This is a genomic window from Segetibacter sp., from assembly GCF_025963695.1.
Classification (GTDB): Bacteria; Bacteroidota; Bacteroidia; order Chitinophagales; family Chitinophagaceae; genus Segetibacter.
Genome location: NZ_JAOQAH010000090.1, coordinates 77389 through 99862, shown reverse-complemented (window position 1 = coordinate 99862; position 22474 = coordinate 77389). Strand labels below are relative to the sequence as shown.

The window sequence follows — 22474 nt, the reverse complement described above, 5'->3', positions numbered from 1 at the left end:
GGTAGCGGAGAACGTACTGCGGATGATGTTTCCATCAAAGGATCGCGGTACAATCACAAAACACACCAGTGGGGAGAGCCGTTTGTTCTTGCAGATGTACCTGAATTTCCTGATATCAATCCGGTGCTTTTCATTGATGGCAAGTCAAGGCTATGGCTGGCTTGGTACACGGTTATGGCCTACCAGTGGGAAACTTCTATACTGAAATACCGAATAAGTGATAATTATATGCAAGCCTCTGGTTCCCCGTTATGGAACTGGCAGGATATGATTCACACAAAGCCCGATGGAAACGCTGCTGATGGTATTGGAAGAAACGATGCGTATGTTAAAACGCTTCAAAGAAAGTTTGATGATTATTATCAATATCTTGATTCGTCGGGCCAATTTAAAAGTGGAGTAATTACAAAAGCTAAGTGGGACACTGCCCGTGAACATTACCTGGATATTGCCAGGGGAATGAACCTGGTGAGGAATGGAACAGATATAAATGAGAAAGATGAAAAAGTAAAAATGCAACTCGGTTATCCGCTAATGCGAAGGATTGGCTGGCAAACACGTAACAAACCGCTTATCATAGGCAACAGGATGTTATTACCCCTTTACTCAGACGGGCTTGATTTTTCGATGATAGCCATTACTGACGATTGGGGTGACACCTGGCATTTTAGTGAACCGATAATTGGTGCCGGCGCTATTCAACCTACACTGGCTTTGGGCAGGGATAGTTCTGTTATTGCCTTCATGCGCGATAATGGTCCTCCTCCAAAGCGATTATTGAAAAGTATTTCGCATGACCGGGGTAAAACATGGAGCACGGTAAAAGACTCTGATATTCCCAATCCCGGTACTGCAGCTGATGTTGTTGTGCTGAAAAGTGGAAACTGGATTATAATTCATAATGATATTGAAGAAGGAAGACACCGGCTATCAGTCTGGCTTTCAAAAGATGAAGGAATGACCTGGCCACACAGAAAAATGCTTGTTAACGCAACACCAGGTAGTGAAGTGAGAGGTCACTATCCTGCTATTATACAAGGCTCCGATGGGGGAATTCACATTTCATACACAAACCAGGTTGCGGGTAATGAAGGAAAGCCTGCAGTTAAAAGTATTGCTTATGTAAGCTTTTCAGAAAAATGGATTATGGATTAAAAAATACAAATCAAACATAATAGCAGGATTGCATTTAGCAACAGCGTTGAAAAATCTGCAACGCTACATACCGTTGCTACCTGTACTATAGTCCACCGCACTGCTGTATTTAGAAGGCCTTTTACCTATATCGTAAAAAGCGCTTTTTCTTGGCATTCTTTCGCTGGCAACATTTTTCCGTAGCTTTATTGGTAGCATACAAACTACTGCTTAGCTAAAAAATCTTCAATGATAAAAAGAGCTTGCCCGGCAAACGTTCTCTTTTTTATTCTCCTTGCTTTTTCAATTCAGGGTGTTGCTCAAAACACTTACACTTTTACCGGCAAGATTATGGATCCGGTTACAAAAGAACCGATAAAAAATGCGAGCATTATTATTAAGGAAACCAGGAGGGGTACGGCTACTAACGACAGCGGATATTTCAGCATTTCTATCGGTAGTCCAAAATTTACCGCAGCAATTTCTTCGATAGGTTATAAAAGTATAAGCCGTACAATAGATCTTTCAACCAGCAATGAACCAATGATAGTAACACTCGAAAAAAGAGCAGACGAAACGTTGGATGAAGTAGTGGTAAATACTACCAGGGAAGGTTCGAAGGTTAAGTCGGTAGAAATGAATGTTACGAAAATAAATCCTGAACTTATTAAACGTAGTCCGCTGATCTTGGGCGAAGCTGATATTATTAAGGCGCTTACGCTACAGCCGGGAATAACAACAGCGGGAGAAGGTGCAGGTGGTTTTAATGTACGCGGGGGCAACACAGACCAAAACCTGGTTTTGGTTGACGGAGCACCGTTGTTCAACACCTCTCACTTACTCGGCTTTTTTACTTCAGTAAGTCCTGATGCGATCCACGATGTTACTTTATACAAGGGAAGTATGCCCGCTCAGTATGGTGGAAGGGTGTCTTCGCTATTGAATATGAAAGTAAAAAGTGGCGGTTCTGACAGAATGAAATATACCACTGGCATTAGTCCTGTTAGTGCACGATTTTTTGCTAACGGCCCCATCGTTACAAATAAATTTTCAATTACCGCAGGTGTAAGGGCAGCTTACCCCGATCTTGTTTTGGCTCGTTTGCCTGAAAAATTTGGCCAGAGCCGGGCTTTCTTTTACGACGCCACCATCAAAAGCGAATATGCGTTTAGTGCTGATAATAAGATCTCTGTTACGGGTTATAAAAGTTATGATCGATTTAAATTTGACACCGCTACTTCTTACCATTGGAACAGCGATTTGATTTCTTTCAACGGTGGCTTTTTACTAACCTCCAAATTATCACTACTTACCAATGCTAACTATAGCAAGTTCACTTCTGCTGTCAATAACCTGGCGGACGATTATAAGTTTACACTCACTTCTTCGATTGAGCAAAAACAGGCAAAAGTTTCGTTTTTATATAGCCTGAATGATAAAAATAAAATAGAGGCGGGGGCCGACTATATATTGTATCGTATTTCACCCGGTGAAAGAAAGCGGTCTTCGGCTGCGAGCATTGTAAACCCGCTTTCTATTCAGAAAGAACGGGGGCGCGAAACGGCATTTTTCATAAATGACGAAATAGCCTTTTCAGGTAATATTAGTTTACAAGCCGGAGTGAGATATGTAGCTTATGATTACCTGGGACCGAAAGCGGTTTATCTATATCAGCCCGATGTTCCACTTTCGAAAGAGACGATCAGCGACTCGGCTGTTTACGGCAAGAATAAAAGTATTAAACACTACTGGGGATTTGAGCCGAGGGTTTCATTGAAAATTGGATTATCAGGTGATATAGCTTTTAAAGTAAGCTACAACCGCGGACAACAATTTCTTCATCTTATCTCCAATACAACAGGTATTTCGCCGGTCGACTTTTGGAAATTGAGTGACCCATATATGAAAGGACAAAAAGGAGATCAGTACTCAGCAGGGCTGGTAAAAAGCTTCAACAACAACCAATACGAAGTTTCGGTTGAAACTTATTACCGAACCATACAAAACATGGTAGATTATAAAGACGGAGCAACATTGTTACTTAACAATTACATTGAAAGTGCTTTGTTGAATGCAAGAGGTCGGGGGTATGGTATAGAATTCAGTCTTGTAAAAAACACAGGAAAGTTTACCGGCCAGTTTAATTACAGTTATTCAAAATCACAAATTCAAATCCTTAATAAATTTCCTGCAGAACAAGTGAACGGAGGTATTTATTACCCTTCAAGTTCAGACAGGCCACATAATCTTGCCATTATCACAAAGCTGAAACTCGGCAACGGCTGGAGCTTCAACTGCAACTTTGTTTTTACTTCGGGCAGACCGGCGACGTATCCTGACGGAAATTATTCGTACAACGGTGCGATAGTGACAAACTATTCAAAAAGAAACTTCGATCGGCTTCCCTACTACCATCGTTTGGATGCGGGGTTTTCCTATGTTTCCCGTAAATACGCTGAACAAAAAAGATACAGCATACTGAATTTCTCTTTTTACAATTTGTATGCTCACCAGAACGCCTATTCCATTTTTTTTCAGCGAAACCCGGTGGTTCTGTTTCCCTATCGCTTATCGGTTGCAGGCACAATTATACCTTCCATCTCATGGACATATAACTTCTAACGCACATGCTTTCAAGATGGACTATACTATTTACACTCGCTGTCTTGCTTGTATGCACGGGATGTATTAAACAGATTGATGTAGAAACAAGAAACCAAAAGCCGGTACTTGTGATCGAAGGATCTATAACCACCGACACGGTTCCTTATACAGTAAGATTGTCTTATTCAGGCCCCTTTACACGAGGCAATGTAATACCGGATGAGTTCCTCGAGAAACAAGCAAACGTAGCTATAAGCGACCATCTTGGAAATGAGGTTTCACTTGTACATAAAGGTGACGGCATTTATGAAACAACCGATCCCTCCTACATCGGTACAGTTGGCAGAAGCTACAGGGTAACGGTCACGTTGAAAAATGGGAAAGCTTATACTTCTGTTCCTGAAAAGATAGCAGCCGCCGTGCCAATAACTAATATCAGCACCGGATTTAATTTCTTTACTCCTTCGGGCATTAATGTGTATGCTGGTGTTGATGATGCTGCAAACCAGGAGAATTATTATCAATGGCTGTTTTACGCCTGGGCACCCAGAAAAACAAATGGAATAAGCTGTGGGATTGGGTGCATCCAATACGAATATTGTTTTCAAAAAGTTACTCATAACAACCTCACCATTCTGTCAGATGCGGCAATAAATGGAAACAAAATCAGGGGGCAGTTTATAGGCGTTTCACCAATATATTGGTTTGGCAGGCATTATATCGACATCGGCCAGCTTTCTACTACCCGTGAAGCTTTCCAGTTTTTGCAAAGGCTCAACGAACAGCAGAACCGCACCGGCAATATTTTGGATCCCTTGCCGGCTTCTATAAAAGGAAACGTTTACAATGTTGCTGATCCCAATGATTTTGCGCTAGGTTATTTTTCGGCGGCTGGCGTCACCCATAAAAGGGCAATTCTTATTCCTTTCAGTATCACCCAATTCATGCTCGATCAAACTGCCGCCGTTTTCATTCCTCGCGGCCCCAAAATTTGTTTCGAAGCTTTTCCAGATGCTTTGATTTATCCCCCCGAGCCGTCCCAACAAAATCCCCCTCCGCCTGGTTGGGAAAATGCTGAAGTGATTGAAGTGCGTTGGTAAAAGCGTATTATGTTTTTTAAGAAGACTTTGGTAACGGACATTAGTTTATGTTTTCCTATCCTGCTTTATCGTTTGGCTATTCAACGAATAAAAAAGAGTTGCCCAATAACAGCAGTGTAGCGGCTGACAAGACTAATGACAGCACTAGTGGATTAGCCAGAGCGTAGATTACGATAGGTGAGTGTATTGACTGCTGCCGGCTCCCTTATTTACTATTTTTCTCTTCAATTGTCCTGGTAAATTGTACAAATACCGATCATGGAAACTATTGTTGTACAGGTTTGGAATGAGGAACAATGAGAACTGGTAAAGGCATTTTAGGAACAATGTAAAATAGAAAAGCCGGGTATTATACAATGAGAACAAAGAAGAGGTTGTGCCGGGAGGGTTATTGGAGGAAACCGACTATGACGACGTTATTGATAACTTCCTTTATAAACTTTGCAGTTAATGGACGTATTGTAACAAAACAGTTTGCAAAAGATAAGTGGCACTCCTTCCATCGCCTCATTTTACATTCACTTTTACATTCCTAAACATAAATGCATTATCGCTGATGCGTAGCGGCTTGCCACTGGCCGTGGTCACGTTCCTGATTGTGACTTCTTTGGTTATAACATAAGGGAACTGCTCCTTGTAGGAATCATCTGTCATATCAGGATTGAAATTGGAGAATATAGCAGGCCCCTTGTAATTCTCGGGATGGTTGGAGTCGTCTATTTCAAGATTTTCGATAATGATACGTTCCGGCATGTACGCGGTATAACCAAAATTATGTTGACCGGAATAAGATCCACCGATGAGGGAAGCAGTAGAGGGTCTGCCACCTGCAGGTATGAATTTGCAGTTGCGGATTACAAAAGTACCCTGCCAGGTACTGCCATAGTCAGAGCGAAGGTTAACGAGGGTATTGCCGCGGATAATACTGTTCTCGACGGTTAATGTACCGCTGCCAATGGCGTTGATGCCCATGTGTCCAAGTGTCGAGTTGCGGATGGTAGCATTGGCAACTCCCATGTGAGCGTCAAACCGTGAAAAGACGCAACTATCATACAGCATATTCTTACAGTAGTTCGACCCGAGGATACCCCAATACATGCGGTCGTTAATATCGTTGGTCTGGCTGCAGTTGATGAAGGATACATTCAGGGCGCGGTTGGCGGAAATGTCGTAAGTGCCCATGGTGACCGGTTTTCCTGCTGCACCAATGGTACTGTAAGTTTTGTGGCCGGTGAGGATAGTGTTCCGAACGGTTACATAGGCGCAGTCCCCAATATTGAGGAAGCCGCCGTAGGGTGCACCCTGGTCTCCTTCGCCTGTAATGCGGTGTTCGAGCCCGTCAATAACAACGTTGGATCGTTTGATTGCGATGTTCCTGCTATAATAGGTATACTTTGACTCTGCCTTGTTGGCGATGGTAGTAAACCGTCCGCCTTTGATAGTCAGTGGCTTTTCGTCGATGGGAAGCGCACTTATATTCGTGATTTGGCCGAAGTCCCAAATGATGGGAGCGTTCATATCCACCTTTCCCCTTTTATCCACCATAAAAATATCTGTCTGGGCCGCGCCATTGTTTTGGTTCAAACCAAACCGTATGTAGCGCCTCACGTGCGAGTTGGTGACGGTGATGAGACAGGGCCCAGGCAAGGATGCGTCGATTTTTTCCTGGTTGCGTTTAAGTGTCGATATTCCTTTCAACTCAAACGGCTGCAGACTTGAACTGACGAGGAAAACGGGGGCATTACGGTTTTGCACTTCGGTATCATCAATGATGAAGGCCGCCGTTCCAAAATCGGTATTGGTACGAATGACTGCTGTGCGCTCCTTACCACCAATGTAGTAGCTAGCGCCCTCGTCTGCTTTTACCAGCAAACCATACTGATTGGCGAATGCATGACTTCCGGCAATAGCGTCGATATCATCGGTCTTGCCGTCGCCACGGGCGCCAAAGTCACTGTAGCGAACCCATCCGCGACTCTTGTACGTGCGAACATCCTTTTGGGCGACATTCACCTGTAGCTCCCCCTTTTCATTGGTGCGTACCTGGGTTTTCTGATCGAGGGAAGTTATGATTACCTTATCTTTCGGGCTTTCCGATTGCCCTAGCGCCACCATTCCGCCGGACAATAAGGAGAACCACAAAAGCACACCTTTCATTGAGGATTTTAGTTTTGATAAGGTTATAAGTTGGAGCGATGCGTTCATATGGCTGTATTTTAAAGCATTTTTCTCTTGGGCGTGTCGAGATCTTAGAAATTATCACTTTTTTGACCTGAAATATTATTGATTTTACTGTGCGTTCGTGACATTTAGAATCTGAAATTTAGCAGGAGATTACTTCCACTGGTTTACCCAGATTTTAAAAAGAACCTTTTTGTAGTTCGTAGCGGAATTAGGGAGTTTTAAAACAAACGCCCCTTACATTCAAACGCTGACTAACCTTGTAACACGTTTAAATTCTCCTTTATCAAAATACTTTCAATAGTGTCTGGGTTGATATTATTTTCTCGTAAAAGCCTCACAGATTCACCTGATCCGTTACGGGCAATGTCTATAAACACATCTATTGCAGTTAGTTTCCGGCCGGGCAATAAAACGTTACTTAACCTTTCTATGGAAGCAGAGATACAATGTGAAAGCCATGGATTTTCGCTTAAAATGTAATGCTCATCAACCATTTTTCCTTTCATAGGTTCTGGCAAAGCGTTTTCGGGAATGTGTTTTATAACCGCTTGCAAATCAGAAGTAGGGTGGGTGACCATAGCAGCGAAAAGGTCTTTTGTTTTAATGCCTCCATCTCCTTTCATCCGATTTTCGTTGTACGACCCGCTGAGGAAGGCTTGTAGTGCCGGCTCCATTTTGGGCCAGACAGACCTAAATAGGTGAATTATATTTTCATCCGGCAACGCTTTTGACTGGTTGTCTTTTCCCTGCTTTTGAATTTCGTGGGTCATTTTCAAACATAAGTGCTTTCGGATTTTCTCCTCAAAATCACCAGGATTAGTATAGTCCCACACCAAAGATTTTCCGTTTAACTCATTTTTGAATGTCAACACTTTACTCATCTGCTCTGTTGCCTCTACGCTTTCGGGAAAAAAAGGTTTTTTGCAGAAATAAAACATAATGTCCAACACTTCGTTTCTTCGCCACGCCTCAAAAGCTATGTTATATTCTTCTACTGTACCTGAACCCGCTGTCGATGTCGGCGTACCAAAACGCTTCCACATAATTCCAATAAATATTTGATATGGTTTTGCAATAGAGTTGATAAGGTCTTGTGGCTTTTCAGCAGAGGGGAAAGCATTTTCTTCGTATCTCCATAATTCGAGTTCGTAACCTAGGGCGGCACCATGCGTTAAATTAACTTCTTCAATTACATTCTTAAGTAAATCCCTCTCTTTTTTTACATCCGAAGGAGAAGCAACGAAGACAGTAAATTTTTTCATAAGCAGCATTTAATCGTTAGCTACTCCAAAGTAGAAAAAAATACTGATAGTGTTTGGTTGGGCTACAAATATGGAAAGCACTAAAAATTACAAAGCAGGTAGTAGTATCGACAGGTTATTCGTCTTGCTGGCTTGGTTGGGAGCTACGTGGTAATTTGCCGAAGCAACTACAAAAGTACAAGAGTGCGACGCAACCAAAGCATCATTAATAACAAATGCGGGTACAAAAAGAGCAGCTAAAACTGTTTCGGTAAATGACTTTCACAAGGTTCAACCCGCTGAAACTGTCGCACCGAGTTGTATCCGTTTTTGTTGCTGTAAGAAGTAGCTGAAAAGTATCGGCCGGGGGGATTATTCATACCGATATCTGTATTTGTATTAAATTACCGGATTATTTTTAACCAAACTATACCTTATGCAAAAGATCTACTATTCCTTTTTTCTACGAATGGCAGGATCGGTTTTTCTGCTTTGTTTCCTCGCGAATTTGACTTATGCTCAACAAACTGTACGTGGAACTGTTACCGGTGCCAATAGCGAAGCGCTTAATGGTGTTAGTGTACTTGTAAAAGGTACCAATCGCGGTGGTTCAACAGACGGGGCAGGTAAATTTGAAATTGCTGCAGCTCCTCAATCAACACTTATATTCTCATTTGTAGGATACGCTGCAAAGGAAGTAGTTGTGGGTAACCAATCGGTAATAAACGTAACCCTTGAACCTGGTACGGTGAATTACAATGAAGTAGTGGTTACAGCATTGGGTATAAAACGCGATAAAAAAGCGTTGGGATATTCTGTACAGGAAATCGGAGGTGAAGCAGTATCAACTGCCAAGGAAGCAAACCTTGCTAATGCACTGGCTGGAAAAATGGCTGGTGTACAGGTTACAAGATCTGCTAATGGTGCCGGAGGTTCTTCGCGGGTGGTAATCAGGGGAACAAACTCGTTGGTTGGCAATAGTCAGCCCCTGTATGTGATAGATGGAATTCCGATGGATAACAGCAATCTAAATTCGCCGGGAAGCAGTGGAGGTATAGACTATGGAGACGGGATTTCGAATATTAATCCGGAAGATGTAGAGTCTATATCTGTATTGAAGGGGCCAAACGCGGCTGCACTATATGGCCAACGGGGAAGCAATGGTGTTGTTTTGATTACCACAAAATCAGGTAAATCGCGTAAAGGCATTGGCATAAAATACGGGGTGGATTATTCTTTAGGGAAAGCGCTTGTTTTGCCAGACTTCCAGGATGAATACGGGCAGGGACTGGATGGCACCTTTACTAATTTCAGGGGAACCGACGGCAAAATTTACACGTGGGCTGCAGCACAAGCGGCAAACATTCAGGGTATGCCAAAAACAAGTGGAGGCCGCGACAGGTTTACCAGGTCAAGCTGGGGTGCTAAAATGCAAGGTCAGCAATATGAAGACCAGTGGGGAAATGTTTTAAACTTTACGCCGCAACCCAATACTTTCCAGGCTTATTTTAAAACTGAAAGGCAGTTGATGAACAACCTGAGTTTGGAGGGTGGAAGTGAAAATATAAACTACCGGTTGTCTTACGGGAATACAAATATCAATGGTTATACTCCGGGAAATACCTTGAACCGTAACAATATAAACCTTAGAACAGTTGCCAAATTGACGACAAAGATGGAGTTGGATGTAAAGGTGAATTACATTGATCAGAAGGGGGCAAACCGGCCTACCGTTTCTGATGCGAGCGATAACCCTGCTTACATATTTATCAGCCAACCGCGCAGTATACCTATGAGCATTCTTGCAAATTCTGCCTGGACTGCTGCCGACATTAGTAAACAGTTGGGTTACGGAACAGTTCCGTTTATAGGAATGGAGAAAACATATGCAACCAATTCATCTACCGCTAATCCCGCCTGGACAAGGGATCACACCTATAATTCGGATGACCGCCAACGCATCTTAGGCATGGTACGGCTAAGCTACCAGTTTAATGACTGGATTAAACTGACAGCTAAAACGGGAACCGATTTTTATACAGACCAGCGTTTTCGGTATAGGGAAAAAGGTACTTATCAAAGTGCCAACAGAAATGGTGACATAAGCGAACAGGTTACACGTGTGCGTGAGGATAACAGTGATGTACTTCTGTCTCTTTCTCCTAAACTACCTGGCAATGTTTCTTTCGCATTAAACCTTGGAGCTAACCATCAAAAATTCTATGCACGAACAACAGGTAATACCGGTAACGAATTTATTGTGCCGAATTTATACGCGGTGAATAATACGCTCACCAATTCTTATGTTTTTGGGCTTAGCCAGTCGTCGATTAACTCAGTATATCTTTCAGGTCAGGTTGGTTACAAAGAATATTTATTCCTTGATTTTTCGGCAAGAAATGACTGGTCTTCTACGCTTTCGCCCGCAAATAATTCTTTTTTCTATCCTGCGGTTAGTGCCAGTTATGTTATTACAGATGCATTTAAGATTCAAAGTGATGCATTGAGTTTTCTAAAAGTCAGGGGGTCGGTTGCGCAGGCAGGAAGTTCGGGTTCTCCATACCAATTAACAGGAACCTATTCGTTGGATCAGAATGCGCATGGGGGAGTTCCATTAGCAGCCTTTTCTTCCACCATTCCCGATCCTAATTTAAAAAACGAGCTGACAACTTCGACCGAAGTTGGCGTGGAAGCAAGATTCTTTAAAAACCGAGCAGGTCTAGCCTTTTCATATTATGATGCCAGTACCAAAAATCAAATTCTTGATGTACCGCTGCCTCCTTCAAGCACTTTCGGTTCAAGGCGTATCAACGCAGGAGAAATTCGCAACCATGGTGTGGAACTGACGTTAAACGGTACACCAATAAAAACTGCCTCTGGCTTTAGATGGGATGCAACTGTAAACTTCTCAAAAAACCGGAACGTGGTTGTTGCACTTGCTGAAGGCGTGGATACATACGTGCTTGGAACTGACAGGGGCGTAAATGTAGTTGCAGAACCAGGAAAGCCATTTGGCACAATCGTAGGAAACGGTTTTCAATGGCTGCGCGATGAGAATGGTAACCGGCTGATTGACCCAGCCACTGGCCTTCCTTTAAAATCAAATGGCAAACTTCTTTACCCACTTGGAAACGCGCTTCCCGACTGGATTGGAGGATTTAATAACAGTTTTCGATATAAGGGAATTACGCTGTCGGGGTTGATAGATGTAAGCCAGGGAGGTAAGATTTATTCGCAAAGCCTACGGGAAGAGCTGGTGTATGGAACAATTAAAAAAACATTACCCGGCCGCGACGGTACTTATGTGGCAGATGGTGTAGTAGCTTCAAAGGGTGCAGATGGCATATGGAAAGGAACAGGGCAGGCAAATACAAAACAAGTGAAGGCGCAAGACTACTGGAATGTTGTGGCTCCTGACAAGGACAATGTTATTCCGGAAGAGATGTTGAATGATGCCAGTTATGTTATTTTCCGGGAATTTACCCTAAACTATCAACTTCCTGCAAAGCTTGTAGGTCATACACCTTTCAAAGGTATTCGTGCCGGTTTCTACGGACGTAACCTTTTTTACCTTCAGCGAAAAACGGAAGGTTTTGCTCCTGAAGCATCTGCTTTCAATGTAAACAACTCTTCGCTCGGCCTTGAATCAACAGCTTTGCCATTGCTTCGTTATTTTGGTGTGAGTTTGAACGTGGAGTTATAATCTTTAACTGAAACTACTAGATAAATGAAAAATACTTTTAAATTAATCATACTTACAGGTGCTGTTTGTTTTTTACAAGCCTGCACTAAAAATTTTGAAAAAATCAATACGCCACCTACTTCAGTTACGGTGATTGATCCGGGCCTTGTATTTAGCAAAGTACAGAAAGACGCTGCTTTTGCAGAGGGATACGAATATCCGAATAACCAATTTGGCTCATGGATACAGCAATGGGCGGGAGGGGTGCTGATTTCGAGTTCGAGGTATGTTGAACAAAGTGATAATGACACCTGGGCTGCGCATTATACCTTAATCAGGAACATCAGCCAGATACGTAATGAAATTTTGAAAGGGCTTGAAACCGATCCTGCTGGACGAACAAAACTGGCGATGGCCAAGATTGTTGAGATCACTGTTTGGCAAAGACTTACCGACTTGTTTGGAGATGTACCTTATTCACAAACCGGTTTAGGTGCTGAGGATGTTAATTCAAAACCTGCTTTCGATACCCAGGAATCCATTTACAAATCATTGATAGCTGATATTAATATAGCAATGGGGCAACTAAATGCGTCGGATGTTAGTTATGGGGCTGCGGATTTTTATTATAAAGGCGATGTTGCAAAATGGAAAAAGTATGCGAACTCTGTTAAGCTGAGACTCGGCATGCGTATTCGTTATGCAGATCCGGCATTGGCTCAAAAAACGGTCACAGAGGCAATGGGTCAGCCGCTAATTGAGAGCAATAGTGACAACGCTACTATTCCAACTTATAACAATGCTACTAATGCCAATGTCCATCCCCTGCTAAACCATTTCCTGGCGGGAAGCCCTGATCTTAAATACCTGGCTGATGCTTTCGTTACCAAACTTGTGTCCACTAATGATCCCCGCCTTCCACGGATTGCGCAGCCAACTGTAAACTCGGTAAAAGCAGGAACACCCGGATATAAAGGAATAGGTGTGGCTCTTACGGACGCACTTTTAAAAAACGTTATTAAAGACGATTACTCTACAGCATCAACACTTACATTTTTTAACCGAAGCTATAGTCCTGCTATTCCTTGTATCGTGATGTCATTTTCTGATGTTTCTTTTTACAAGGCCGAAGCAGCGCTTGAAGGCTGGGGTGCTACTGCTGACCAGGCAGAGGGTTTTTACCAGGCGGGTGTTAGAGCCGCATTGGCACAAGAGCCCTATAACATCACCACCGTTCCGGCAAGCTTCACCGAATTTTCTTTTACCGGTTTAACTAAAGAACAGAAATTGGAAAAGATCGGCACGCAGAAATGGATCCAGTTATTCGGTCGCTCATACGAAGCCTTTATCGAGTGGAGACGAATGGGTTATCCTGCTTTGAAACCGGGCCCATTTGCCGGCTCAACAAACGGAACCATTCCCCGTCGTACTATTTATTCTTCAAGGGAAGCGCTGCTGAATGCTGAGAATTACAAGGCTGCATCAGCAAGAATGTCGAATGGCGATACCTATGTCTCAAAAGTGTGGTGGGACAAGAGGTAAATAATCCGTAACGTCAATAATAAAAACTGCTGTCTCAAACATAGACGGCAGTTTTTATTTATGGCCAAGCGGAAAAGGTCTTAATTATAGGATCGTGGGGCCTGCTTCAGTTTTATTGATGCAGCTACCTCTATTAATCGGTTTAGAATCAGCCTTAGCTCGCCCCTTTCAACATCTGGAGCAAGTGACCTTTCAGAAGCATTTCGCCCGAAATATGCAGTTTATTATAAAATGTAAAGCAATAAAACCTGTTGTTATAAACCTTTGTCATTCTGTAAAATGCGGTCACTTTGCTGTAGGCTGATCCGGTCTACATGTTCCCGCAAGGAAAGAACAGGCATAGTTTTTCGGGTATTAAGGATGTTATTATTACCTCTAAAATTATTATGTATGAAAAACAGCCCGCATAAAGGAACAGAATTTAATAACGTACAGGAAACGTGGAACCAGAATGAACGGAATTTGCAAAATGGCACGGCACCAGGAGCAGGTAGTGTGGCTGATGAACCAGCACCAAAAACCGAACTGGAAAAACTGGTTAAACTAGAAGCAGCTGAATATGATAATGCAAACAAAGAAGACCGAATTTTAGATGGAGATCGGGCCACTGTTACTGATGAGAATACAGAGACAAGTTCAGATCTTTAACGCAAATGAGAGCTTTACACCAATACACTTTTCTAAATACCAAAACGAATAAAGAAGCTTTTGCCCTCATTCGATTTGGTAACCGTTTTGCTTTGTAAAAGCTAATACAGTGCTTTAAGTACAGTACACCCGCACAAGGAAGGTGAACCCACTTTACGACCAGTGAATGCATAAAAGTGGCAATCATAATTTTGCATATTTACCGGCATATTTGGTGCTGCCCGTGCACCGCCGGCTAAAACCGGAACGTTCTGCTTAAGTGCTAATTCCGCCACTGCATACACAGGAAACATAGTGCCGGGAACATGAGATGAATGAGAAAAACCGGCAATTTTTGTTTTGTCGCTCCACCTCCTAATGTTGCTTTAAAGTCGGCATAGTAATGTTTTATTTTTTTTGGCGGGCTGTAGTCCTCTGTGGAGGCATCGTTGCTACGCTCAGTTCAACTGCTGTCTTTTATAGGTGCCTTTCTGGTACCACTGTTAATAATGCTGCACTAAAAAACAAAAAGTACAAGGGAGTGACACAACAATGCTAAATAGAATTTCATCTGTTTGTTCCCCAAAAAAAAACAAAAGTCTACAGAACTAAGCCTGGGAATTTGGCTGTTTAGTCAGCAGGAGCTGAGGTTGGGGCTGCAATGGCGTCAACTTAGCTTCTAGCCATTACCGCGCGTATATTGGCATGCTTCTTAATTAATTAACAAAAACGTTAGTAGTAATGAAAGAAGACAAAGCTGGGTCGGCACAGACAGCAAGAATAGTTGAACGCAATATTTTTGCGCTTTTAGAAAGGCAAAACATTGAAGAAGGAAACAAGAAGTTTGAGGAAAGGGTTGCTGATGCTGTTACCCGCTTTACCGGTAGTATGGTGTTCGTTTATATACACCTTATACTCTTTGCAATATGGATTACATGGAACATGGGTTTGCTCGGTTTAAAGCCTTTTGATGCTTCCCTGGTTGTACTTGCAATGGTTGCTTCAGTTGAAGCAATTTTTCTTTCAACTTTTGTACTGATTAGCCAGAACCGTATGAATGAGAAAGCAGATAAAAGAGCCGAGCTAAACCTACAGATTAGTTTGTTAGCGGAACACGAAATAACACGGCTTATAACGCTTAACACTGCTATGGCTAAAAAGATGGGATTGGAAGATACGTACGACGACATGGAAATAGAAGAACTTTCGAAAGATGTACACCCCGAAAAAATAATGGACATGATGGAGCAAATCAACGAAGGCAAAAACAGAAAACAACAGTAAGAATGGTTTTGCGGGGCGTTTTGATACAAAACCAATTATCAATGGCAGCTTATATAAAAGATAAGCGGTTTAAGCTACCTTTTCCCATTCATACTTTCCTTTAATATACTTGTTAAAGTAAGTGCCTTTTGACCCTGAAGTAATCATTGCCTTGTATGTTTGTTCGGGCACGTTTTTATAATCGTACACCAGGCCTGAAACAAAGGTGATTGTTAGAGTGGCGGTTGCGGCGTTATAGCTTGATTTTAAAATAACACTCGATGGCATCAGTATATGTGTGAGGTTATTACCTCGAAAATTATTTTAAAAACTGTACCATAATAAGTGAGACTTACGTTGCACTTGTTGGTATTCCTTAGCAGAGGCTTTCAATGTCTTGTTACCCTTTATTACGCCTCGATTCTACCGTCTTCTGGCGCTTATAGATGCTATGAAACACCCGCTGTAAAAAGAGTTGCTCCTGTCAGCCTCTTGCGTTTGCAATATTATTTTCTTCGCTTTTTGGTTTGTATTTTCCCGTAGGCTATTCCAGTTGCTATTCGAAGCATTATTACCCGACAACAACACAAGAGTTTGAAAAATGATATCAGGGTAACATGAGTTTAAAATATATCATTTAAAAAAGCATGATGTCATATTTCGATTGATGTTTTTGTCGGTAATGTTATTCTTTATTTCATAGGCTTCTTCCAGCAACACTTGTACTCGTTAACTGCCGCTATCATCTAGGAGCCGACCGTTGCCACCTGCATCTTCACTGCTGCTTTTTTAACTGCCTTAATAAATAGGCTGCTTAAACAATGGCAAGGAGATTATGAAGATAGAACCAACACTTGACAGCCGGAGTAAATGGTAATTTCAGCTGCAACTCTAATTTATCAGGGTATCTATAGTAGTTAGTAGCACTGAACAACAGGTAGCCCCTTCGTTCGAAACTTACTCTTCCTTCAACGCAATTGTTGTGCAGGTGACCCTTATAATTCTCCGGAGTTAATGATACGGCGAGGACATTTTTTACTAATATGCCTAAATCATTAATTAAACTTGTAGCGACAACCTTGGTTCCGCTCTTCATCCGCTGACTCCCCTTTTGCGCGGTTACTTCAACTGTCTCAAAAAATGAAACGATTTGGGTGCTGCAACAAGCTTATCAATGCCTGTTTTATCGTCTTTCACAAACTTAATCTTAATTGTTGCTGTTTTTCTCGGTATTACCTTTTCAAACGAGTGGTGGGTATGAAAAACATATAATAACTGGTCCTTCTTTCCTTTCACAATATCGCCATGGCCGCTTCCTTTTTGGCCGGTAACTGAGCGATGAATGATTGGATTAGCTTCGTACTTTTTCCACGGTCCCAAAGGAGATTTACTTGTTGCATAACCTACAGCGTAGTCCATACTCCTAAAGTCGTTGGCACTGTACATAAGGTAATAAAGAGAATTGTGTTTAATAACAGTAGGCCCCTCTGCAACTGACCATTTATCTTTACCTGTGTTTTCCCATTCGGTATCTGCTTCAATACAAAGCCTTGCTGTTTCTTTTTTTACGGAAAGCAAATCATCATTCATTTCCACTACATAAATTCTATTTCCTCCATTAGCTACAACAACATAGAAGATGTACGTCTTACCATCTGTATCCTTGAAAATAAAAGGGTCTATCTGTTTTGTCTCTTCTGATATTGGCTTTAATGTTTTTGACAAAAAAGGACCTAAAGGAGTACTGCTTACAGCTATGCCGATGTGTTCGTTAGCAGCATAAGCTATATAAAATTGGTTATTATGTTTCAATACTTGTGGTGCCCAAAATCCGGCGGTACCAAAAACGTCTCCTTTCTTCAACGCGTAGCCGTCCTTTTCACCAACCGGCCCTTTCCATGTTTTTAAATTCTCCGATGTATATACGGCAAACCCTTCATTGAATCTGTTGCCTCCCGTTCCGTACAGGTAATAAGTGCCCTTATCAAAAAAAATAGTAGGATCAGCCATGTACATATACTCTTCCCCGGTCTTAAGCTGCTGCTGTTTAGCCAAGATGGTTTTGGAGGAACAGTTACTAAGGGCAACAGTTGACAGAGATACTATAAAAAGGAGGAAATGTTGTTGTTTGTAGAAATGCATAAAAATTGTTATTGTACAGATTTGAAGGCAGCCAGTATGGTTAAAGGCTGTAAAGATATTTTCAAAGACCTTTGTCGGGTTTTTTTTAGGGCAATACAATCATAAACAGTGGGTAGAGGTGAAGAATTGAGAATGAAAGGATAAGAGGTAGTGATAAATATCAAAAAAAGTGTGTTTTTTCAACATAACAGTAAAACGTTGTAATTTGACAATTTAAAAATTGAAATAAAATAATGAAAATACCTGGTTTTTGTATCGCCTTGTTTAGTTTGATAGCAATACCAGGGAAGGGTATTTGCCAGGAGGTGATTAAGAAGAAGAAATATACGCTAACCTTTGAAAGCAACTATGCTGATTTTGATCCTTCACTCAAAAAGAAGCTTATTGAAACGTTTTTTAAGGTATACCCTAAACTAGCTAAAGAATATAATAAGAATACGAACAGGGAAGTGAAATTTATGATTGATACTGCTTATAAAGGGGTAGCAGCAACGGGTGGAGGAAGAGTTGTTTTTAGTGCAGCTTATATGCAAAAGCACAAAGAAGATATTGATGTAGTAACGCATGAAGTAATGCATGTCGTGCAAAATTATGGGCGAAGTGGAGGGCCAGGTTGGTTAACGGAAGGTATTGCAGATTATGCCCGTTATAAATTTGGGGTAAACAATGAAGGCGCGAAATGGGCGTTGCCTCCTTACAAAGCAGGCCAAAGTTATAGGAATAGCTATAGGATAACAGCCGCCTTTTTCAATTGGCTTGAAACTAAGCAATACGCAGGACTTGTAAAGAAGGTGGATGCTCAACTTCGTGATCATACATATACCTCCTCTACATGGAAAGATTTAACGGGAAAAACGCTGGACGAACTTTGGGCAGACTATGCAAGCGCAAAATCAGTAACAGCGTAATTGAGAATGGAAGTAATAACAATACGCTACAAGTATTGCCGGCGTACCAATATGTACGTGAAGCTTAATTAAAACAACATGAAAAAATTTGCAGGGCTATTAATAATCACTTTTATGATAGCACAAAATGTTGGTTTGTTTGCTCAGCCAATAGCGAAATCAGAAGAGACGACCTATAAAAATCCGCTGCCTGTTGTGTTTGGCGACCCTTACGTGTTGTATGTAAAAGGTGATAAGTATTACATGTATGGAACAGGTGGTGTTAAGCACGGTTTTGCTGCATATTCTTCTATCGATCTTGTTAATTGGAAAAGCGAAGGGCAGGTGTGGTTCGCCAACAACGAGAATGCATGGAATGACAGCACGGCAGGGTGGGATGGCGCTTACTGGGCGCCAGAAGTGTATGAGGTACGTGGAAAGTTTTATATGTTTTATAGTGCGCAATGGAAAGTTAATCCAACTAAAGAGTTTGAAAACTTTCGCATTGGTGTTGCTGTTGCAGATAAACCAACCGGTCCCTTTATCGACATAAATAATAAACCAATTTTTGACCCCGGTTACCCTATTATTGACGGAAATGTGTTGTTTGATAAAGATGGAAAATTGTACCTGTATTATTCGCGTTGTGCTTACAAACATGCGGTGGAAAGCGAGGTGGCTAGTTGGGCAAAGGAGAAAGGTTGGTTTAAAGAGATTGAAGAAAGCTGGGTATATGGGGTGGAACTGAAACCAGACTTTAGTGGTATAATTGGCGAGCCGGTATTGTTATTACGTCCACCTGTAACTATGAAAGACAAGCAGGCTGAATGGGAAAGCAGGTCTGTGACGTCTAAAGAAGTAAATCGCCGCTGGACAGAAGGTTCAGTCACATTTAGAAAGGGAAATACTTACTACATTATGTATTCTGCAAATTATTTTGGTGGTAAAAATTATGCTGTCGGCTATGGCACTTCAAAAAGTGCGTTGGGGCCGTTTAAAAAATCTGACGACAATCCAGTGCTTGGTAAAAATGTAGACAAAGGCGGAATAGTTACCGGGACCGGTCACAATAGTATTACCTACTCGCCAGATGGTAAAGAGATGTTTTGCGTATATCATGGCAGAACGACAGCTACGGGAGATAATCGTGTGGTTTTTGTTGACCGAATGAAGATTTTGAAAAATGGAAAACTGGTGGTTGAAGGGCCAACTACTGATCTTCAGCCGTTGCCATCCGGAATAAAGAAAAAGTAATACAACAACTACATGCTCATCATTTTGGTTACTTTCTTTTCCTTGACGAAAAGAAAGTAACCAAAGAAAAATCAAGAAAGGAACGATAACAGCCGGTTGCTTTCTCTATTCCCTGATTAAATTTTAGTGGTACTGTGGCTTCAGCATTTGTTTTTTATGCCTGTTCTGTTGAAAGGTCCTGAAATTTTAAGATTTGTCTATATAGTCTTGATTTCTTAAAGGACCGATAACATCGGTTCTCTTTCCTTTTTCTATTATTCAACTCTGGTGCTGCTGTGCTTCGGCATTTGTTTTTAGGCATATTCTTACTTATAGAACTTGTCTGGTTCCATTTTTTTAGTTCACTCCTATTGTGTGAGTGGTAGTTGATTATTTCACATTGTGCAACCGCCGCCACCTTTTATCAAAATCAGGCAACAATGAAAAAAAATGATCGGAGCTTAAGGAGGATACATGGTTGGGGGATGTGGTCTGCAGTCCTTCTTGTTGCTATTATAGGGCTGACAGTATGTGGATGCAATACGATAAAAGCTCTTGGTAAAAATCCGTCAGGGGAGGCGCTAAAGAAAATTGAAGCACTGCCTAATTATAAAGACGGACAATTTCATAATCTATACCAGGGAGTTGAACAAATTGCGATCGATACTGTTGCAAATCCGCGAAAACCAAGATGGTTTCGTATGTTAAAATTCCTTGCGGGGCAGCCCAAAAAACTTCTTCCAGCAAAACCACTAATAGCAGTTAATACCGATCTTGTTAATACGACTTACGATAAGCCCACTGTCATCTGGTTCGGCCATTCTTCTTTTCTTTTAAAAGCAGGTAAGGTTAACATTCTCGTAGATCCAAGTTTTAGTGGCTTTGCGGGACCATTTAAAGGTGCTATTAAAGCCTTCGGCGGTAGTAATGTTTATGATGAACGTGATATGCCTGTTATCGATGCACTTGTTATTTCGCATGATCATTATGATCACTTGGATTACCGTACGGTAAAACGGCTTCGAAAAAAAGTTAAAAGAGTAATTGTGCCTGTTGGGGTAGGCGCTCATTTTATACATTGGGGCTTTCCTTCAGGGATCATTACTGAGCTAAACTGGAGTGATTCTGTGGTGCTTACAAATAGTATAACGATTACGGCTACACCAGCACATCACAGGTCGAACAGAACGTTTGAAACAAAAAAAACTCTTTGGGCGTCTTATGTCATAAAGGCTGATGGTTATAAGATTTTTTATAGTGGAGATACCGGGTATAGCAAGCATTTTACACTGATTGGTCAACAATATGGCCCCTTCGATCTTGCGATGATGGAATGTGGACAATATAATATCAAGTGGCCGCAAAGTCACATGTTTCCACACCAAACTGCACAAGCTGCTATTGATGTAGGTGCTGCCATGACGATACCTGTTCACTGGGGGAAATATGCAGAGTCAGAGCACGGCTGGAATGAGTCAATAAACCTTTATAAAAAAGCTGCAGACAGCTTGAGGGTTCGGGTCACAGTGCCATTTATTGGGCTACCTTATACAATTGGTACTGTTGTAGAAATGCCTGATTGGTGGAACTATTTTTAATTATTTTTTCGTGGACCTTGCTGGCTCCTTAATACTTTCAAATATCGCATCGCTCCGCAACAATCTTACCTTTCAATACATGAATAATGAAAGCAAATACAGATCGGTTATTTAAAGATGTTGAATTTCTAACTTCAATTTCTCCCGCAAGAAATTTTCAAAACAGGGCTTCTTTAGAAAAAGCTTCCCGATACATCCAGGATGAATTTCAAAAAGCAGGGGCAAAAACTGAGTTGCAGAAATGGAAGGCTGATGGACAGGAATATACAAACATACTTTCATCATACAATGCTGGTAAGCCGGGAAGATTAGTTGTTGGTGCACATTACGATGTATGCGGAGAGCAACCAGGTGCAGATGACAATGCAAGTGCTGTAGCTGGCCTGTTAGAAATTGCAAGAATGATTTACCACGATAAACCTCCACTTGATTATACTATTGATTTTGCAGCCTACTGTTTGGAAGAACCTCCATTTTTTGCTTCTGACATGATGGGAAGTTATGTACATGCAAAATCGTTGCATGACGCTAAAGCAGATGTTATAGGAATGATATCGCTTGAAATGATTGGTTATTTTTCTGATGAACCGAATTCCCAGGCTTATCCTTCACCTGATCTGGCAAAAATTTATCCTTCTACAGCCAATTATATTGTTGTAGTAGGTATACAGAAATATGCTGAGTTCAATAATAAAGTTCATCGTTTAATGTCTGAAGGTTCAGGTATTGATGTCCAGGTGATAAGTTTCCCTTCAGAACAAAGTCTTGCAGCTTTATCCGACCAACGCAGTTATTGGAAGTTCGGGTACAATGCTTTAATGATTAATGACACCGCCTTCGTTCGCAATCCAAACTACCATATGAAAACTGATACAATTGATACGCTTGACTTTGCAAAAATGACTGAAGTGGTTAACAGTAGCTATAGAGCGATCACCAATATATTATGAACGATGGCCGGAAACGTTACACGCACGAGCAAACTCAACTAAATTACTTTCTACTCAATCTTTAAAATTGTTGCTAAATACACCCAATTTTTACTACCGCAATAAAGTAGTCGCTACTTTTTTTGTAAAAACCTTTCACTGCAGGCAGCTATTGTTCATTTTGTATTTTACTTTTTTGGCATACGTTTAGGTTTTCATTTTATTAGTTGGTAATAACAAGAGAGCCGCCTTCTCTTTACGTCAACTATAGGTAATATTTCGCGAACGAATAACCAGTTAAACGTGTT

General features: G+C 41.4%; 18 protein-coding genes. 11 read left to right on the top strand and 7 right to left on the bottom strand.

Annotated features, from left to right (window positions below; translation table 11 throughout):
- Nucleotides 1-1155: exo-alpha-sialidase (locus JWR87_RS16220; protein ID WP_297822050.1), on the top strand; the 1155-nt coding region annotated here is incomplete at its 5' end.
- Nucleotides 1156-1218: 63 nt separating this feature from the next.
- Here the strand turns inward: JWR87_RS16220 and JWR87_RS16215 are convergent.
- The gene (locus JWR87_RS16215; protein WP_297822047.1) at nt 1219-1353 is read right to left on the bottom strand and encodes a hypothetical protein; all 135 of its coding nucleotides are present in this window, start codon (nt 1351-1353) and stop codon (nt 1219-1221) included.
- A 30-nt stretch (nt 1354-1383) separates the two neighbouring features.
- Here JWR87_RS16215 and JWR87_RS16210 point away from each other — a divergent pair, with 30 nt between their 5' ends.
- A complete protein-coding gene (locus JWR87_RS16210) occupies nt 1384-3756 on the top strand; it encodes a TonB-dependent receptor (protein ID WP_297822044.1) in 2373 nt (790 codons plus the stop codon).
- Between the two features lie 5 nt (nt 3757-3761).
- Nucleotides 3762-4838 carry a DUF4249 domain-containing protein gene (locus JWR87_RS16205; protein ID WP_297822042.1) on the top strand — a complete coding sequence of 359 codons (1077 nt, stop codon included), beginning with the start codon at nt 3762-3764 and terminating at the stop codon, nt 4836-4838.
- A 507-nt stretch (nt 4839-5345) separates the two neighbouring features.
- Here JWR87_RS16205 and JWR87_RS16200 read toward each other — a convergent pair.
- The gene (locus JWR87_RS16200) at nt 5346-7043 is read right to left on the bottom strand and encodes a hypothetical protein (protein WP_297822040.1); all 1698 of its coding nucleotides are present in this window, start codon (nt 7041-7043) and stop codon (nt 5346-5348) included.
- A 230-nt stretch (nt 7044-7273) separates the two neighbouring features.
- Nucleotides 7274-8284: a DUF4062 domain-containing protein gene (locus tag JWR87_RS16195; protein WP_297822037.1), complete on the bottom strand. Its 1011-nt coding sequence runs from the start codon at nt 8282-8284 to the stop codon at nt 7274-7276.
- A gap of 415 nt (nt 8285-8699) precedes the next feature.
- On the opposite strand from JWR87_RS16195, the gene JWR87_RS16190 reads away from it, so the two are divergent.
- The 3 genes from JWR87_RS16190 to JWR87_RS16180 all read left to right on the top strand — a co-directional run bounded on the left by JWR87_RS16190 (nt 8700) and on the right by JWR87_RS16180 (nt 14135).
- Nucleotides 8700-11966: a SusC/RagA family TonB-linked outer membrane protein gene (locus JWR87_RS16190; protein ID WP_297822035.1), complete on the top strand. Its 3267-nt coding sequence runs from the start codon at nt 8700-8702 to the stop codon at nt 11964-11966.
- 24 nt (nt 11967-11990) lie between these two features.
- Nucleotides 11991-13487 carry a SusD/RagB family nutrient-binding outer membrane lipoprotein gene (locus JWR87_RS16185; protein ID WP_297822033.1) on the top strand — a complete coding sequence of 499 codons (1497 nt, stop codon included), beginning with the start codon at nt 11991-11993 and terminating at the stop codon, nt 13485-13487.
- A gap of 390 nt (nt 13488-13877) precedes the next feature.
- The gene (locus JWR87_RS16180) at nt 13878-14135 is read left to right on the top strand and encodes a hypothetical protein (protein ID WP_297822028.1); all 258 of its coding nucleotides are present in this window, start codon (nt 13878-13880) and stop codon (nt 14133-14135) included.
- A gap of 101 nt (nt 14136-14236) precedes the next feature.
- On the opposite strand, the gene JWR87_RS20300 is transcribed toward JWR87_RS16180, so the two are convergent.
- Nucleotides 14237-14494, bottom strand: coding sequence for an aminotransferase class V-fold PLP-dependent enzyme (locus tag JWR87_RS20300; RefSeq protein WP_366090840.1), 258 nt, complete (start codon nt 14492-14494; stop codon nt 14237-14239).
- Between the two features lie 361 nt (nt 14495-14855).
- On the opposite strand from JWR87_RS20300, the gene JWR87_RS16175 reads away from it, so the two are divergent.
- Nucleotides 14856-15398: a DUF1003 domain-containing protein gene (locus JWR87_RS16175; protein ID WP_297822026.1), complete on the top strand. Its 543-nt coding sequence runs from the start codon at nt 14856-14858 to the stop codon at nt 15396-15398.
- A gap of 69 nt (nt 15399-15467) precedes the next feature.
- Here the strand turns inward: JWR87_RS16175 and JWR87_RS16170 are convergent, their stop codons facing one another.
- From JWR87_RS16170 to JWR87_RS16160, 3 genes are all read right to left on the bottom strand, one after another.
- Entirely contained in the window at nt 15468-15665 is a 198-nt protein-coding gene (locus tag JWR87_RS16170; RefSeq protein WP_297822025.1) for a KTSC domain-containing protein, read from the bottom strand.
- 526 nt (nt 15666-16191) lie between these two features.
- Nucleotides 16192-16473, bottom strand: coding sequence for a hypothetical protein (locus tag JWR87_RS16165; protein ID WP_297822023.1), 282 nt, complete (start codon nt 16471-16473; stop codon nt 16192-16194).
- A 23-nt stretch (nt 16474-16496) separates the two neighbouring features.
- Complete coding sequence (locus JWR87_RS16160) at nt 16497-17432, bottom strand: glycoside hydrolase family 43 protein (RefSeq protein WP_297822020.1); 936 nt, start codon at nt 17430-17432, stop codon at nt 16497-16499.
- Between the two features lie 320 nt (nt 17433-17752).
- Between JWR87_RS16160 and JWR87_RS16155 the strand changes: the two genes are divergently transcribed.
- The 4 genes from JWR87_RS16155 (at nt 17753) to JWR87_RS16140 (ending at nt 22187) form a co-directional block, all read left to right on the top strand.
- Nucleotides 17753-18427, top strand: a complete 675-nt coding sequence (locus tag JWR87_RS16155; protein ID WP_297822017.1) for a basic secretory protein-like protein — start codon at nt 17753-17755, stop codon at nt 18425-18427.
- A 78-nt stretch (nt 18428-18505) separates the two neighbouring features.
- Complete coding sequence (locus JWR87_RS16150) at nt 18506-19660, top strand: glycoside hydrolase family 43 protein (RefSeq protein ID WP_297822015.1); 1155 nt, start codon at nt 18506-18508, stop codon at nt 19658-19660.
- A gap of 419 nt (nt 19661-20079) precedes the next feature.
- Nucleotides 20080-21237 (top strand): MBL fold metallo-hydrolase, encoded by a 1158-nt coding sequence (locus JWR87_RS16145; protein WP_297822012.1) that lies wholly within the window; start codon nt 20080-20082, stop codon nt 21235-21237.
- 86 nt (nt 21238-21323) lie between these two features.
- A complete protein-coding gene (locus JWR87_RS16140; RefSeq protein ID WP_297822010.1) occupies nt 21324-22187 on the top strand; it encodes a M28 family peptidase in 864 nt (287 codons plus the stop codon).
- Nucleotides 22188-22474 lie beyond the last annotated feature (287 nt).

Bases quoted from the DNA above. Each gene is read 5' to 3' on its own strand.
- JWR87_RS16215 (WP_297822047.1), bottom strand. From the start codon at position 1,353: ATGCTACCAATAAAGCTACGGAAAAATGTTGCCAGCGAAAGAATGCCA.
- JWR87_RS16210 (WP_297822044.1), top strand. From the start codon at position 1,384: ATGATAAAAAGAGCTTGCCCGGCAAACGTTCTCTTTTTTATTCTCCTT.
- JWR87_RS16205 (WP_297822042.1), top strand. From the start codon at position 3,762: ATGCTTTCAAGATGGACTATACTATTTACACTCGCTGTCTTGCTTGTA.
- JWR87_RS16200 (WP_297822040.1), bottom strand. From the start codon at position 7,043: ATGAACGCATCGCTCCAACTTATAACCTTATCAAAACTAAAATCCTCA.
- JWR87_RS16195 (WP_297822037.1), bottom strand. From the start codon at position 8,284: ATGAAAAAATTTACTGTCTTCGTTGCTTCTCCTTCGGATGTAAAAAAA.
- JWR87_RS16190 (WP_297822035.1), top strand. From the start codon at position 8,700: ATGCAAAAGATCTACTATTCCTTTTTTCTACGAATGGCAGGATCGGTT.
- JWR87_RS16185 (WP_297822033.1), top strand. From the start codon at position 11,991: ATGAAAAATACTTTTAAATTAATCATACTTACAGGTGCTGTTTGTTTT.
- JWR87_RS16180 (WP_297822028.1), top strand. From the start codon at position 13,878: ATGAAAAACAGCCCGCATAAAGGAACAGAATTTAATAACGTACAGGAA.
- JWR87_RS16175 (WP_297822026.1), top strand. From the start codon at position 14,856: ATGAAAGAAGACAAAGCTGGGTCGGCACAGACAGCAAGAATAGTTGAA.
- JWR87_RS16170 (WP_297822025.1), bottom strand. From the start codon at position 15,665: ATGCCATCGAGTGTTATTTTAAAATCAAGCTATAACGCCGCAACCGCC.
- JWR87_RS16165 (WP_297822023.1), bottom strand. From the start codon at position 16,473: ATGAAGAGCGGAACCAAGGTTGTCGCTACAAGTTTAATTAATGATTTA.
- JWR87_RS16155 (WP_297822017.1), top strand. From the start codon at position 17,753: ATGAAAATACCTGGTTTTTGTATCGCCTTGTTTAGTTTGATAGCAATA.
- JWR87_RS16150 (WP_297822015.1), top strand. From the start codon at position 18,506: ATGAAAAAATTTGCAGGGCTATTAATAATCACTTTTATGATAGCACAA.
- JWR87_RS16145 (WP_297822012.1), top strand. From the start codon at position 20,080: ATGAAAAAAAATGATCGGAGCTTAAGGAGGATACATGGTTGGGGGATG.
- JWR87_RS16140 (WP_297822010.1), top strand. From the start codon at position 21,324: ATGAAAGCAAATACAGATCGGTTATTTAAAGATGTTGAATTTCTAACT.